13 protein-coding genes are annotated in these 14,769 nt (G+C 49.3%); all 13 read right to left on the minus strand.

Annotated elements, in window-relative coordinates:
• Nucleotides 1–108: 108 nt before the first annotated feature.
• Complete coding sequence (locus CLC93_RS01360; RefSeq protein ID WP_141237322.1) at nt 109–1,029, minus strand: regulatory protein RecX; 921 nt, start codon at nt 1,027–1,029, stop codon at nt 109–111.
• A gap of 3 nt (nt 1,030–1,032) precedes the next feature.
• On the minus strand, nt 1,033–2,067 hold the full coding sequence (gene recA / locus CLC93_RS01365; protein ID WP_095504142.1) for a recombinase RecA: 1,035 nt from the start codon (nt 2,065–2,067) through the stop codon (nt 1,033–1,035).
• Between the two features lie 197 nt (nt 2,068–2,264).
• Complete coding sequence (locus CLC93_RS01370; RefSeq protein ID WP_095504143.1) at nt 2,265–2,720, minus strand: hypothetical protein; 456 nt, start codon at nt 2,718–2,720, stop codon at nt 2,265–2,267.
• Between the two features lie 135 nt (nt 2,721–2,855).
• Nucleotides 2,856–3,134, minus strand: coding sequence for a hypothetical protein (locus CLC93_RS01375; protein WP_095504144.1), 279 nt, complete (start codon nt 3,132–3,134; stop codon nt 2,856–2,858).
• On the minus strand, nt 3,131–3,895 hold the full coding sequence (locus CLC93_RS01380; protein WP_095504145.1) for a PP2C family protein-serine/threonine phosphatase: 765 nt from the start codon (nt 3,893–3,895) through the stop codon (nt 3,131–3,133). The genes CLC93_RS01375 and CLC93_RS01380 overlap by 4 nt, the downstream gene beginning before the upstream one ends.
• Nucleotides 3,892–4,473 (minus strand): TagF domain-containing protein, encoded by a 582-nt coding sequence (locus CLC93_RS01385; RefSeq protein WP_095504146.1) that lies wholly within the window; start codon nt 4,471–4,473, stop codon nt 3,892–3,894. The genes CLC93_RS01380 and CLC93_RS01385 overlap by 4 nt, the downstream gene beginning before the upstream one ends.
• On the minus strand, nt 4,467–7,862 hold the full coding sequence (tssM, locus tag CLC93_RS01390) for a type VI secretion system membrane subunit TssM (protein WP_095504147.1): 3,396 nt from the start codon (nt 7,860–7,862) through the stop codon (nt 4,467–4,469). Before tssM ends, CLC93_RS01385 begins: the two co-directional genes overlap by 7 nt.
• The gene (gene icmH, locus CLC93_RS01395; RefSeq protein WP_095504148.1) at nt 7,859–9,163 is read right to left on the minus strand and encodes a type IVB secretion system protein IcmH/DotU; all 1,305 of its coding nucleotides are present in this window, start codon (nt 9,161–9,163) and stop codon (nt 7,859–7,861) included. Before icmH ends, tssM begins: the two co-directional genes overlap by 4 nt.
• A gap of 4 nt (nt 9,164–9,167) precedes the next feature.
• Nucleotides 9,168–10,493 (minus strand): type VI secretion system baseplate subunit TssK, encoded by a 1,326-nt coding sequence (tssK, locus tag CLC93_RS01400; RefSeq protein WP_095504149.1) that lies wholly within the window; start codon nt 10,491–10,493, stop codon nt 9,168–9,170.
• A 25-nt stretch (nt 10,494–10,518) separates the two neighbouring features.
• Complete coding sequence (tagH, locus tag CLC93_RS01405) at nt 10,519–11,799, minus strand: type VI secretion system-associated FHA domain protein TagH (protein WP_169902747.1); 1,281 nt, start codon at nt 11,797–11,799, stop codon at nt 10,519–10,521.
• A gap of 5 nt (nt 11,800–11,804) precedes the next feature.
• A complete protein-coding gene (locus CLC93_RS01410) occupies nt 11,805–12,107 on the minus strand; it encodes a PAAR domain-containing protein (RefSeq protein WP_095504151.1) in 303 nt (100 codons plus the stop codon).
• A 30-nt stretch (nt 12,108–12,137) separates the two neighbouring features.
• The gene (locus CLC93_RS01415; RefSeq protein ID WP_095504152.1) at nt 12,138–12,443 is read right to left on the minus strand and encodes a hypothetical protein; all 306 of its coding nucleotides are present in this window, start codon (nt 12,441–12,443) and stop codon (nt 12,138–12,140) included.
• Nucleotides 12,436–14,760 (minus strand): type VI secretion system Vgr family protein, encoded by a 2,325-nt coding sequence (locus tag CLC93_RS01420; protein ID WP_169902749.1) that lies wholly within the window; start codon nt 14,758–14,760, stop codon nt 12,436–12,438. The genes CLC93_RS01415 and CLC93_RS01420 overlap by 8 nt, the downstream gene beginning before the upstream one ends.
• Nucleotides 14,761–14,769: the final 9 nt, after the last annotated feature.

Here is a 14,769-nt window from a genome sequence, read left to right on the forward strand (position 1 = left end):
TCGGCTTGTGGTTCGCGAATCTGTGCAAGTGTGCGAACAACGAGCGATTATTTTAAAAAACGTTTCATTATAAGGAGCTGCTAGCAGGCTTGCTAGTGCCGCGGTGGGCTAGTCGTCATCTTTTTTGTTAAGCGCATAACGAATTTGCTCCCAATCGAAACCTCGGCGCATTAACTTTTGCTGAATTTTCTGTTTCTGCTCGAAGTCCATGGGGCGGCCGGAGCGCCATTCTTTGGTGAATCGAGTATGGGCTAACTCAAACCAATCGCAGTCGCACTCGAGCATGCCGTAATCGATGTCCGTGCTATCTAACTTGTGGTCGAACTTGAGCTGTTGGACGATGCGTTGCGGTCCATAACCCTTGTTGGCTTTGGAGCGAATATACAACTCGGCGAAGCGTTTTTGTGACTGCCAGCCTTGCTCGATTGAATGAGCCAGAGTGACTTGGATCTTATCGTACTCAAACCCTCGGCTTGTCAGCTTAGTGGATAGCTCAGCCAAACTGTGTTCCCGTCGACTTAGCAGCTGCAGCGCCGCATGGTGACATTCTTTTTGACCCAGCTGTTTGAGCTCTTTTTTTAGCGATTCGCTTTGCGGGTCTTGTGTAGTTTCGAGATCTTGATTGCCCTGCTCTCTGTCGTACTCTGCTCTATGAGCCTTTTTCTCGGAGTACTTTTTCTCAGAGTAATTTTTATTCTGCGGCTTTTTCTTGTAAGACTCTGTCGCAGCGTATGCTTTCTTATAGGGCTTAGTCTTATCAGATTCGCTAAAAGAGGGTTCGGCGTTCGACGAAGTAACGCACGGTTTGGCTCGACGACGGCGAGCTGGAGTCTTTTTCTTAGCGGTTTTAGCTGGTGCCGAAATAGGCTTAATCGGCTTTGCCGGCTCATTTGACTGTGCTTCTGGCGGATGCTCGGCCAAAATTTCCGCCAAGGTCATCACACCTGATTGAGAATCGGATGTTTGAGAAACAGAAAGGCTAGCATCCGCAGGGATACTAGCCTTTGAAGCGCGTGATTGTTTGCTCACAGCTTACAGTGCTGGCTCGCCTTCGGCCGACTCTTCTTCAGCCGCCTTGGCTTGTAGCAACAAACGGCTGCGGATCAGACCTTCGATTTCCTCAGCAATGGCTGGGTTTTCTTTCAGGAAGCGAATCACGTTAGCTTTACCCTGGCCAATCTTGTCGCCTTTGTAGGCGTACCAAGCACCGGCTTTGTCGATTAGCTTTTCTTTCACGCCAAGGTCAATTAGCTCACCTTCTTTAGAAGTACCTTCGCCGTAGTAAATTTGGAACTCAGCTTGTCGGAACGGAGGCGCAACCTTGTTCTTAACCACTTTAACGCGGGTTTCGTTACCCACCACTTCATCGCCATCTTTAATGGCACCGATACGGCGAATATCCAAACGCACTGACGAGTAGAACTTAAGCGCGTTACCACCAGTAGTGGTTTCAGGTGAACCAAACATAACGCCAATCTTCATACGGATTTGGTTAATGAAGATACATAGGGTGTTGGACTTCTTGATGTTGGCGGTTAGCTTACGCAGTGCCTGAGACATCAAGCGCGCCTGCAAACCTACGTGGCTATCGCCCATCTCACCTTCGATTTCGGCTTTAGGCGTAAGCGCTGCAACCGAGTCAACAATCACCACATCTACCGCGCCAGAGCGCACCAACATGTCACAAATTTCAAGGGCCTGCTCACCAGTGTCTGGTTGTGAAACCAGTAATTCGTTGATGTTAACACCCAGCGCTTCTGCATATACCGGATCTAGTGCGTGTTCCGCATCCACAAACGCACAGGTCTTACCGGCTTTTTGCGCTTCTGCAATCACTTGCAGAGTCATAGTGGTTTTACCGGAAGACTCAGGACCGTAGATTTCTACAATACGTCCCATCGGCAGACCGCCAATACCCAGAGCGATGTCTAGGCTCAAAGAACCTGTGGATACTGACTCAATGTCCAAAGCTGTGGCGTCGCCCAACTTCATAATAGAGCCCTTACCAAACTGCTTCTCAATTTGTCCTAGGGCTGCGCTTAGGGCGCGCTGCTTATTGTCGTTCATGAACGCTCTCCGATGAGTGGAATCTTTTAGTTGCTGACCAGTATACTGTACAGTCATACAGTATCAACCCCTGTATAAAAAATTTTTTGAGGAGCTCATTCTAAAGTGTGGATTCCTTTAACCACCAAAAACTAATAACAGTCATATCTCATCTGCCGAGCAACTTTACACAGTCGCCGATGGCTAATTATTTGCATCTATGGAAGGCCGCTTGAACCTGGCTCACCTCCTGAGCCACGGACTACGTGGCCTATGGCAAGTTCATTGGATAGACGGTTTAGATTGTTTTTGGGCTGAAATTGGCTTTCCGGATGCCACCAGAACATTAGCCGTCCGTTAATTCCTGTTTGAACCCAAGCAGTCCCACCATTTCTGTCTACCCATTGCTGAAGTTTGGCTCTTCCAACGGCTCGTCCATCAATGCCCGCTTCTATTGCGGGATCATGCGCACTAAGAAGCAAAATCTTGTCGACGTCCTTTTTTGAATAGATTTCGCGTATAGACTCCTTAGCAGATTCTTCTGCGTACTCATCAAGGATTTTTACCAAAGCAACTCCAGACGATACAGCGATTACGACAGGCGACTTACCTGCCCATTTTAAGGTCGTAAAAGCGGCGAGAGGTAAAACCAAGCCAGTCAGTATAGATGACATTAGAGCCTTCCTTTAGTGTAATTCCCCCCCTAAAGATAGATGTTCCGTGGAGGTAGTTGGCGCAACATGACGTGGTCGATTCAAAGCAACATGATAATTCACCAGACGTACTCCTTTAACGCACGAGCAGACTGTTCAGACAAACTCAACGGCAATAAAAGTGGCCAGTAATAAAAGGACTATCGCCAAACCAAACAACAGCCAAAGCCGCTTTGGGCGCTTCAGTTTAAAAGGTGGCAAAGTGGTCGGCAGGGCTCCCATTGGTATCGTGCCACTGGCTTCTACCCGAACCCTGCCATCGATTGCCGCTTTGATTAATGCCGCCCGTTTCTCGCAATAGCTTTCGTACGTAAGCTCGTTGCGAACGTATTTTAGATAACACTGCTTAAACTGGCTCTGGGCTGAATGACTCATAAGCTGATATCAATAACTATAGCGGAAAAATTATCCCTGGCACCGGCTCGCATGACTTCTGTCTCTATGGCCTGACAACAGGCTTGTGTTGACTCAATCTGCAGTAGTTGACTCATCGAAGTCTCGCTTAACTCTCTATAAATGCCATCAGAGCACAACAAGTATCTGTCCCCCGCTCTGAGTCTAACTATGCTGGGTTCCAGAACTAGTTTGTCATTCGCCCCAACAGCCTGTGTTATTACGTTTGACATGGGATGCGACTCGGCCTCGGCAAGTCCAATGTCCCCTGCTTGCAACAGCGTCTCCACGTAGGAGTGATCCCGAGTTAGGCTCTCCAGCTGACCATCTCGCAAGCGATAACAACGACTGTCTCCCGCCCACAACAAAAGCCCTATTGGCGGGTGAGCTAACATCACAATGACGGTTGTTCCGCTAATGCCTTTCCCACCATTGGCCTCGGCCAAAAGGTTTGAATTCACCCGTTGTAATGTCTGCTCTACTTGCTCTAACTGAGCTGTCGCATGGTCAGGGTGGATCTCATCCAATGCGGTCACCACCGCGCTGCTGGCATGGTCTCCCGCATTGTGGCCCCCCATACCATCGGCTACTACCCAAATTCCTTTTTGTGGCCTATCCAGAATAGAATCTTCGTTTACTTTCCTGACACAACCTACATTACAGACCGACTCTGAATGCCATTTCAGCTTGCCGTTAGACTTAGTGCCAGGTTTAAACAGAGATAGATTAAGGAAAGAGTTCATAATCTCCTCCTCAAGTTTTCGGCAGCCCGATTTAACGGCCCAATGCTTGGCAATAATCGTCCAGGTTCGAGTTGGTTGACTCCAACCTCATCATCAGCTTCCAAGCAATCCTCCGCACCAATCAATTGCCAATAACAGGTTGACTCTGCTGTTAACAAATCCGACCAAGGGCGACTGTTTTCCACGAAATCCAGCCGCTCGGTTTGGAGTTTGCGCTTTAGCTCGTCAAAGTCACTAGTGACAAGCACATCTTGCAATACATCATAAACTTGACTGAACGCCGCAAGCTCAGTGATAAGTACAGCTTCACCCACAGCTATCGCTGGCCTATCCACCATACTGCCCAGCAAAAATGGATAGCGACGGCCGACGCTGTCGGCACTGGCTGCGACACAGCCGACCATCACAATCTCGTCATTTTGCCAAGCCCAGTAAAGTACCCAGCCTTGCTCCGGTTCGAACGTCGCCAGCTCGTCCATTTGATCTTCAAGTGCCCCTCGCAATGGCGCCGGCAGCCAAGTCAGGTAGTCACCAATAGCGGGCAATTTACCGCTGTAGATTAGATTTCCAATTACCATGTTGGGCACCGGAAGTTTTGTAGGGTGCTAAACATCAAAGGGCTTGGGTCTTGGCTGGGCATTTGGATCAAGTCAAAACTCACTTGGCTGCCCGACAGAACCAAAGTTCGACGATACAATTGATAGGGGGAGCTTCCTTGACGTCTGGCACCGTAAACTAAGCGGAACAACGACCATGCGCCGATATGCCGAACTTCCTCTAAAGTCTCGCCAGCTTGGTTGTTTAAGCTCAGTCTGACATAGCCAGCATCTCCAGAAAGTGGCCATTGAGCGGTGAGTAAAGGCGACCGATTTCCCCCATGCTGAATCACTTGCCCATTCACATCTAGCTCGAGCCAACTGCCTTGCGGCGCCCGTGCTAACGCACTTTTCTGCAACTGCAGGGTAAACTCAAACCTTGGCTCACTAGCCCCCATAGGGTAAAAAAATTGCTTAATCTGGTGTGCGTCTGCAAAGGGGCGCAACCATGCGTCACCTAGTTCATTTGGTTCACGCCAACGCCAAGCCGAGCCTTCTTTGATAACACTGGCGTCTAAAAAGGACTGACTAAACCTATCCAGCGCCTGATCCGGCCCAAATAACTCGTGAAACTCAGCAATAGACAAGGCACGTTGACTGTTGGTAAGTGGATATTTGGTTGCAGCCGCTCGACATTGGCTTTGCAGCAACTGCAAAGCACCGCGCATACTATCGCCGATTCGACGCTCTAAATGCTCGCGCCCATGACTGGCCAACTGCGTAGAAAACTGACTGAAAGGTGCTGGTAATTTGGTTGAAAAAGTACGTAGCTCGGCCACATGACCTTGGAGTGACTCGCTTAAAGTAGGGTCGATAGGTTCATTCTGTGCAGAATCTAAAGATGCGTCCAAATCTGCTAGGAATTGCACCAATAATTCGCTCCATTGTGGCAACAGCGTATTTTTCTCGTCTCCCAATTCATGCAGGTCATTGAACCTACGTTTCATATAACCGTGCTGATACTCCACTACGCCGTAGTTCGAAGTTGAACTAGAGGGATCACTATCAAGACTATCCACCAGCTCCAACTGGGTTTGCTCCGAAATCAGCGCCAGCAACGCATTGAACCATTGAGGGTTCGTTGCAAGCGCCTGTAAATACTCGCGACTTTGCTGTGGGCTGGCTGGCATATTTAACGCTAGTGCATCAACCAAACTCTGCCAACGCTGGCTATATTGCTCGAGGTATAAACGATAGAGTTTTGGAGAATGTTGGCCAAAAGCTTCTGGTTTCTGCTCTATTGTGCCAAGAACCCACATCTCCTTTTCCAAGTCTTCCACTATTTGAGTCGCATTTTGTACGAAGACTTTGTCAAAACCCTCTTTGGTATAAAACCCGGCAATTTTCTGCTCCGGCAAGGTAGCGCTTTGCACAGCAAATGGGGGGGGCTCTGGATTATCAATAATGCTTTGCAGCAATGGCATATCAATATCCTGCAAGGCCGACGAAGCCCCAGAGCTTTCTAGCTGCATTAACAGTCGCTGCTCCAGTGGCACTTTAGACAAAGCGAGTCTAGAAACCGCAATCAACTGCAGGTTTTCGAGATCTGGATAAGCCAATCCACCAGCTTCTGCCAATGCGTTACCGTGCTTTTGGGCTGACAAGCTCGTTAATTTTCGAGTACTCCAGTCTCCCAAAGTCTTAGACTGCCAGCGCTGGCCACTGACTAGCATTAGGTAGGATTTGAGATTGGCAAATTGGTCATTTGCGCCAACATCGTCTTTTAGGGCTTGCTCGGCTTCCAACACTAAACGAGGCTGCAACACTTGTCTTAACAGCCGCTGATACAACTGATGATGCTGCTGTTTAATCGCCCGGGCTGACCAGTATGCAGCAATGGGGGCGGGCTCATCGATAAGTGTCAGAACTTCATCCAAAAGCTCTGTCACCTCGGTAAGCGGTGGGTTTTGGGTTAAGCCTTGAACCTTAATGTCAATTTTCTGCGCCTGCTGCTGGTGAAAATCAATGTAGGCATGCGCTCGACTAAAGCCATAAATCCCTCCAATCAAAGTCAGCATAAACACTACCGCAAGTGACGCTGCGCCGGCTAAGCGCCACCTTCGGCTTCTCGCCTCCGCATTTACATCAAAACTGGAGAGCGGCGATTCAGGCAACACTACTCTGAGCAGCAAATCTTCTAGGAAGTAGGATCTGGCATTAACGCTACTGAGCTCATTGCGACTCTTGTTTTCCCCCAACACACCGGACCAGCGATTGAGAAGACGGTCTATCGGTCTTCCTAGCTGAGTAGCGCTAGAGAAATAACATCCTCGCACCGTTTGTATACCGGCTAAACTGTCGGCAGCAAATGCCTGACGCAATATATTGGTCAACGGGACTTGCAGTTGCTGGAGCTGCCTTGGGAAGTCCATGATCAAGCCACGAGCAGCAATATCTTGACTGTCAGTTAGGTGTGAAGTCGAAGCACGGAAGCGATCGGTAATGATTTGTTGCCAGTACTCCTTGGCGGCTTCGAGCCACAGCTCTGGCTCCTGGCTCTGCTCCAAATCAAAAGTAAAACCAAATACTTGTTTGCGTTGTTGCCTGTCATAAGATTCGAAAGTCTCGGTAAATCCTGCCACCACATCGAGTTTGGTCAGTAAAATGTACACAGGTAATTTACCGGTAACCAAATCGCGAAGCTCACCAAGACGGTTTCGAATAGCCTCAACTAAAGCATTTTGTCGAGCTTCGTTTTCACTCAACAAGTCTTCGACACTGATCGTCAGTATCACCCCATTTAAGGGTTGCTTAGGCCTGTGCTGTTTTAGGTTATTAAGTAGTGCAGACCAGCCCCCTTGGTCGATGGCCTGCTCACTGTCTTGGGAAAAGAAACGCCCTGCGGTGTCCAGCAATACCGCCTCTTTGGCAAACCACCAAGCACAGTTGCGAGTGCCTCCAATACCCCTCATGCCGGACTGTTTGTCGTTTAACAGAAAATTGAGTCCAGAGTTTTGCAACGCTGTGGTTTTTCCCGAACCAGGGGCACCAACGATGACAAACCAGGGGATCTGAGTAAGGTCGATTTTCTTTTCAAGATCCTTAAGCTGAGACAGCCCTTGTTTAAATTTGGCTTGTACTAATCTTTGCTCTTCGTTGACCAAGGCTTCCATGCTATCGCTATCAGCTGAAGCCGCGGATATTTTGTCGACTAATGCTTGGCGATTACGCCGCTGCAAAATCTGATGAGTTATCACGGCAGCCACAAAGCAAAACAATACTATTGAGCACAGGAACAATCGACGGCTGGTAGCTCCCAAGGGATAAGCCTCACCCACCTGCCAAAGCGGCCCCAGCCACCAAAGGATGACTAACAGCGCCGACACGCCTATCAGGCTCACCAAGTAAAAAATTAAGTCATGCCGCGTCATAGCCCCTCCATGTGTCTGAGGCTAATCTCAACGCGTCGGTTCAATGCGCGTCCATCAGATGTGGCATTATCACCAATGGGTTGATTGTCTCCTTGCCCGATTGCAGTGATACGCTGACCGTCGACGCCAATATTCACCAGCTCGGTGGCTACCGCATCCGCCCGAGCACTGGACAAGGCCCAATTAGAGGGGTACTTGACTGTCCTAATTGGCACATTGTCGGTATGACCACTGACTTCTACCGGTCCTGGCAGCAAGTTCAGCGCCGATGCGATGGCGCTTAGGGTGACCTTGAAGTCTGTCGCTAAACTATTGCTTCCCGTATCAAATAACGCCCCATTAAAACGGACAATCTCCAACCCATCGCGTTCGGTGTACACCAGTTCGCCCGCAGAAATCTCTTCAGCAAGCAAAGTCGCTAAAGACATCGCAGGCTTCTGTGGAGGTGGGGTAACGCTTAGCTTTGCGATTTGTTGGGGGACTTCGATAGGGTCGATACGGTAGAGAGGGGTTGGCGCTGAAATTTGGGCGATGTGTTTAGTTACTGGTTCGGTAGCCAAACTGTTCCAAATACTGCCGATAAGGTAACCACCGATCAATAGCATGGCCATAACCGGCAAGGCCACCCACAGGGACAAACGGCTTAATTGCCGATTGCCTCGAAGTACAGTGGGTCGCCATTTGGGAGAAAGTTTGGCCTTTTTCGCGCTCTCCAACTCGACCAATTCTTCGCCGAAGCTATGGTAGAGCTTCTTGAGCTTTATCGAACCGTCTTGCTGTATTTTGTACTTGCCCATGAACCCAAGAGCTAAACAACGAAACAACAGGTGCAGCAAGCCTCGAAAACGCTGAGGCTCGGCTCGGGCATTAGTGAGCACGTTGAAAAAATACTCACCGCCGTTGCGCTCCTCGTGAAAGTAGTAAAGCAAAGTCCGCTGAGCCCACTTACCTTCATCTCCCCATGGAGTTCGCATGATGGCTTCGTCTAATAGGCAACAAAGACAAAAGTGCGCCGCATGTACCACATCTTTGTCTTCGCCTTTTGCAATCAAACCTTCTTGATATTGGGAGAGCCAAGTGCTGGCTTCGTCGAACACCATGTCGGCGCTCTCAATGGTATCAACATAGGGGATATGCCGAACGAAAGTTAAGATCTCCTGTGCCTCATCGACTAAGTTCATTCCAGAGGCAGAGTTTAAGCGTTGAAATTCGCGTTCCGAGTTTTCCTTCTCCAACGCTATTGGCTTGACACCAGATTGGATGAGAGTGCCTTCTCGTTTTGTCGAGCTTAGGTCAGCCATTGCGCTAATTTTCTCCGCCAACAGCCCACAGCTCGATGACTGTCGATTGCCATTCTTGACCTAAATGAAAAGCAAGCGCCGACGAATTTAACAGCTCATCCCACAAAGCCCCCTTGCCATCGATTTCAAAGTAAACACGATTTTCCTGGTAAGGGACTGAAGCTGGACTTGCCTCGATGTGGCTAATGTTTAGCCCTAACAGTTGACGCTGAACCAAGTCGCGAATTTTTTCGATAGGAGCCGCTTTGAGTTGTTCTGCAAAAGTCGACTTTACCGTGCTATCTGGCAAGTTGGAGTTAATTGCCATGATCAACTGATAACCCGCCACAGACTCAATTTCTTCCATGGTGCTTATCCAATAACCGTGATCTTTCTTGGTTACCGTCAGTTTGATAGCGCTGCTATTTTCCGCTTGCGCAAGTAACTTCATCAAGCGCTGTATCACTCGCTCAAAGCTCAGCGCCGGCTCATTGTGATCGTACTGGATGTCTTCGAGTTGATGGGCATTTGGTTCAAGCCAAGTTAACTCGCCTAAAAGCCCTGCGTAAAAACAAAATAGAGACTCGGGATGTAAGGTCGGTAACCCTTGCTGATGCCACAAGATAGCGCGAGCTTTGCTCAGTATTTGCAACAGCAGCAACGAGCGATGCTCCGTTTGCTCTGCAGTATGGCTATGCCTGGCCGCCAGCCCTCGGCGCTTCTGTTCGATTAATCCAAGCGGGGCGGTAAACCAACGTTCAGTGGTTTCCGATAGACCGCAGCTAAGCGTTGGCGGGACCCAGTTTTCGTAAAGCTCGACCGAGCCATCACTGCTAATGCTTTTTACCTTGGCAATAGGAAGGCCTATCCAGCCACTTCCCAGCTCGCTTGCTGGTTTTAAAGTGGGATTGAGTTGAGCCAATTCAAGCTCAGTCGACTCAGTTGAATAAGGTGTGACGTCTTTATGATCGGATAAAAAAGCCCTATAGCGCTTTGAAGGTTCATCCACATCTCTTGGGGCAATCTCAGCACCATCAAGCGTGCTAGCAGGCAGCGCAAGATATATGAGCAGATCTCGGCTATCGGGTTCTAGTCGATAAGGCGCTGGCAGCCCCTCGGCTTTAGAACAGCTAAACGGCGCCCCATCTGGCATCACACCACTAGCCCGTAGCACACCAATCTGCCCGGTTAACAACAAATCTCTATTCAGTTTAAGGTGAGAATACCCCCAACTGTAGGCAAGTAGCGGACGAACTCTGGCATCGACATACCACTCCGAGTATCGATTCTCAGCTTGAAAATGGGCACTTTGCAACAACATGCCATCGGACCAAACAACCTTTCCTGTCACTTTTGCTCCTTAACGCTTATTGCTATTAGTTTACTTTGAGATGATGGCGCTCATACCGTTTGACAAATTCCGCGCCAAAAGCCCGATTAAAATCATCATTCAGGCCATTGACTAACTCCGCATGAAGTTTTTGGTATTCGTTCCAACAGCGCGCTTCTTTGCTCTTGGCAAGTAATCCTGAACCTTGCTGGTCTATCGCGTCCGCTATCCGCTCTGGCGCTATTCCTTTAAGCAGTGCTTCAACGCTTTCCATCATGGCCGCCATCAAGGCAAGTTCATGTTGCTTTAAGTCATTAAAGACCTCTTCGACCGCCTTCTCTGGAGGCAAATAGCCAGGCTTAGGCTTATCCAACATGCGATTGATGGCATCTTCAAAGCTAATCGAAAACTTCAATGGATTGTTTTGCCCAGCCTGTAACATGGTGCCTTGTAGCCGAAACTCCCTTTTAAACTGTTCGCGCTGCTTTAGCAGTTCAAAGGTTCCCTCAAACAGAGCTCGCACCATCAATCCCATGGTCTGTGCATCGAGACCATTGTCCTGTTCAGTACTGCCTAACGATTGTAAAAAACCAGACTGCCAGTGGCCCTGCGCTGACCTTGCTGGTTCGGCTTGAACAGGCGCTTGTGCCGGAGAGGTGCTAGGCGGTTGCACGGATTCCGGCTCTAAAAACGCATCTAATGATTGTTGGGCTTGGGGGTCAGTTGCCGGCGGCTTCTGAGGTTTAGGCCTTTCGATGGGAGCCTGATGCGGCACTTTCCCGCCAGTTATTGAATGTTGCCGGTCGCCTTCTGGCGCGGCAAACAATCCCCCTTTAGCTCTGCCAAGACTGCGTTTCTTTGGAATTGCCGGTTCACTGACAGGGGTGGGAGTTGGTTTCGGCGATGGCGAATCAGCACGCAAAAAATGAGTTAAGCTTTCTTTATTAGGGGGATGGGCTGAAGCAAGCTGCCCCTCCACATCGGTAGCGGGTTGAGAGACTTCGCACGCAGCGACTTCAAAGCGATACATGCCGATATCAAAAGTATCCCCAGGGACTATTTGGGCGCCACTACCCTGCCCGACCGCCTTGCGACTACCGTTAATGAAAACGCCATTGGTACTGGTATCAGTAACTCGAAAATGTTCACCATCAAAACGTATCGCGGCATGCTCACGAGAGATCATCCGCGAAGCATCGTTCAAAGGCCAGTCGCAATCATTGCCACGGCCAATCACCAGCTCATCAAACTTTGATATCCGGACTTCAGTTAAAGCCAAGTCTTGTTTCGGGCCGGATGTGATGCGAATGATGATGTCGGTAGCCATTGCCATCAGCCCCCTATCAGCACCGTAGGGTAGCCAGCTACGATATTTCCGCCATGGACTGTCGTGTCCCCCACACGTACAGCAAAACTTCCGCCCACCATCACACTGGTAGACCCTTTGATAATGGTGTCAGGTGGCCCAACGCAGGTGCAAGTATCCCCTACCTTGGCCGCAACTAAGCCACCAATTAAAACCGTAGGTGCACCAGGACCAACGATTGGACCGCCTACATGGGGAATCGGCGGTACCCCAGGGGTCACCATTGGGCAAACGTGCATATCTGTTATTCGAGCTGCCATCATAGGCATTTTCCTAATATTTTCATTGGTTGTTACTTGTTATAGCACTCGGCGGCCAAGTCCTCTAATCGCCACTAAAGTGCAATACAAACCTCTTAATGGCTTTGCCAACTCAGATGCGTTCAGTTTGGCGTTGCGACGAATTAACGGGCCAAAATTCAATTTGTGTAATCGAGGCTCTTTGGGATTGGCCCCAGTTTCAAGCCAACGCCGAACAAACGTCAGCTGATTCAGAACCGAGCGGGAAACCTTATCCTCTCCGTTTTTTTGCACATGGATCCTCAGAGCTCTAATCAAACCCTTCACCGCCGACGGTTGCATGGTGCCAGTCAGTACATTATTCATGGCCACTCCCTTCCGGTGAGATTGGGATTAACAGCGGCTCTCCTGCGGGTAGAAAGTACTCTTCAGGTAGATTGTCCTGATCATCAGGCCCAGCCTCTGAGTCATCCAAACTAAAGAAGTAAGGAATTTTCGAACTGGTGCAGGCCAGTGCTGGGCCTTCTGGCGTTTCCACTTTGGTTACAGGCTCGTTGAAATCAATACCCGCTTGCTCGCTAACAAAGCTTGGCCCACCTAAAGCTTGAATCGCTACTTGCTTACGAGCTGCAACTTGTTGTGGTGAGCTTCCGGGCGCGGCTGCTAACTGATACGGGTCAACCTTGACAATTCCACCTCTGCGTCGTTTCTCTGGCGCTTTCTTATCTTTTGGACCATCGACAGATTTAGAGCCATCGGCTTCCTTAGCTTTCTTAGGCTCCTCTGGTGCCTTTGGGCTCGCCCCCGAGCCACTGCTTGCTCCACCGCCACTGTTTAGCGTCACCATAGGTCCCTGAGCAGCCACTCCTGCTGGACCAATCGTGATAAAACTTCCCCCGGCCTTTAGGGTGATTTGAATACCGCTTTCGATGACCATCTCGACGCCGCTTTGCAGGTGCATATTCATCCCAGACTCAATCGCAGCGTTCATACCTATCTTCAAATCAAATTTGCCTTGGGTTTGTTGAGATGAATCACCTTTAACCTGCTCAATCCGATCCCTTTTAATGTTTTGATGCAACTCTCCTAAAATCGATGATCTCAATGTGCCTTTTAGGTTGTGATGCTCATCCCCCTCAATGTCTGTAAAACTGTCAGTCCCCACGGTTCTATGCCATTCACTTTGCGCATGTAACACTATGGCTTCTTCACCGGCTTTATCGTCGAAGTGAATCTCATTGTTGCGGCCGCCATTTGGGGTCGAAAGGCTGCGATAGCCACTGATGTGGCGTTCATCTGGCAACTTCCAGGGAGGCATGCAGGCAGCGTTATAAACGGTTCCGGTAATCAATGGGTTATCCGGATCTCCGTCGATAAAACTGACCAACACCTCTTGCCCAACGCGGGGTAAATAAATGCTGCCCCAACCGTTTCCTGCAATGCTTTGCGCGACTCTTATCCAATGAGAGCTTTTTTCATCATTGTTGCCTTTGCGATCCCAGTGGAACTGGACTTTCACTCGACCATATTCGTCTGTCCAAATGTCATCATTTGAAGGTCCTACAACCGTTGCGGTTTGAATGCCTTGTAAGGAACGGAAAAATCGTCGAGGACTGCTGCAATAAGGCACATTGTTGGGCAATGCCCGAACATCGCATTGATAGTTTGGGGTGAGGTTGCCATCTCCCGATCGATAAGGCTCAACATTGAGAGAGTGACGCAGGTAAGTAACTAAGTATTCTTTGTTCTGCTCAGGCTCGATATGTTCGGTCAGAGCAAACATAAAGCCGCAACCCAGCCCGCGACAACTACCCTGAGCCTGCAGTGTCAGCGCCTTAGCCCGAATCGCATCTGATTGTAGTTGATTGCGATCAGCAACCGCTTGATACTCATTACCGCCATAGAAGGAGAAGCTCTCAAGATCATTGAGTTCTTGCGGACTATAAGCATGTATTAGATCACTTAAATCCGCCCTTGGGCGTTCAAAACTGTAATGTGAGGCTGAAAATCGACCACTAGAGTGCTGGCCTTGCCACTTCCAATTGCGAAAGCACTCTTCCTCTTTATCAAAGTCTTCTTGCCCAACCATGGGCACCGACTCGTAGCCCGGCATGGTTTTAGCGGCGACACCACTGTCGGTAATCACCATTTTGTGTTCGCCATTGTCATGGACAAAGTAGAAGTAAAGGCCGTCTTGAGCCAAAAGCCGACGAATAAAGTGCTGATCCGACTGGGCAAATTGAATGCAGTGCTCACGGGTCGGCAGCGTGTATTGAGTGCGCCACTCAGGCGTGCCAAAACTGTGTTCCTCTAGAATCGAGTCAACGATTTCTTTTGTCGTCTTCGATTGGAAGCAGCGACTATTGGTACGTTTACTTAAAAAGTAAAACCAATCCCTAAGGACTAACTGCACCGATAAGGTGTCATCATAGTTATGCTGACATTGAATTTGATCAACTAACGCATTGATATAACGTGTTTTTCCGTCTCTCACTTGCCAGCGGATGGTCATGGCACTGCCCAACAGGGACTCGAGTTCAGAACTGATATTATCTATATTGGCTTGAGCGACCACGGTTACACCTTCATCCACCTCCTCACTGATTTCAGCAGATATTAATCGCCATTCATGCTGTGGCGATTCAGATGCAATTTCTGCAAATCTTGCTTCGTTGCTGCTCAAGCCGATTCC

The organism is Paraferrimonas sedimenticola, from assembly GCF_002282855.1.
GTDB classification, from domain to species: Bacteria; Pseudomonadota; Gammaproteobacteria; order Enterobacterales; family Shewanellaceae; genus Paraferrimonas; species Paraferrimonas sedimenticola.

Excerpts from the sequence above, each read along its gene's own strand:
- recA (WP_095504142.1), bottom strand. The coding sequence starts at position 2,067 with ATGAACGACAATAAGCAGCGCGCCCTAAGCGCAGCCCTAGGACAAATT.
- CLC93_RS01370 (WP_095504143.1), bottom strand. The coding sequence starts at position 2,720 with ATGTCATCTATACTGACTGGCTTGGTTTTACCTCTCGCCGCTTTTACG.
- CLC93_RS01375 (WP_095504144.1), bottom strand. The coding sequence starts at position 3,134 with ATGAGTCATTCAGCCCAGAGCCAGTTTAAGCAGTGTTATCTAAAATAC.
- CLC93_RS01380 (WP_095504145.1), bottom strand. The coding sequence starts at position 3,895 with ATGAACTCTTTCCTTAATCTATCTCTGTTTAAACCTGGCACTAAGTCT.
- CLC93_RS01385 (WP_095504146.1), bottom strand. The coding sequence starts at position 4,473 with ATGGTAATTGGAAATCTAATCTACAGCGGTAAATTGCCCGCTATTGGT.
- tssM (WP_095504147.1), bottom strand. The coding sequence starts at position 7,862 with ATGACGCGGCATGACTTAATTTTTTACTTGGTGAGCCTGATAGGCGTG.
- icmH (WP_095504148.1), bottom strand. The coding sequence starts at position 9,163 with ATGGCTGACCTAAGCTCGACAAAACGAGAAGGCACTCTCATCCAATCT.
- tagH (WP_169902747.1), bottom strand. The coding sequence starts at position 11,799 with ATGGCTACCGACATCATCATTCGCATCACATCCGGCCCGAAACAAGAC.
- CLC93_RS01410 (WP_095504151.1), bottom strand. The coding sequence starts at position 12,107 with ATGCCTATGATGGCAGCTCGAATAACAGATATGCACGTTTGCCCAATG.
- CLC93_RS01415 (WP_095504152.1), bottom strand. The coding sequence starts at position 12,443 with ATGAATAATGTACTGACTGGCACCATGCAACCGTCGGCGGTGAAGGGT.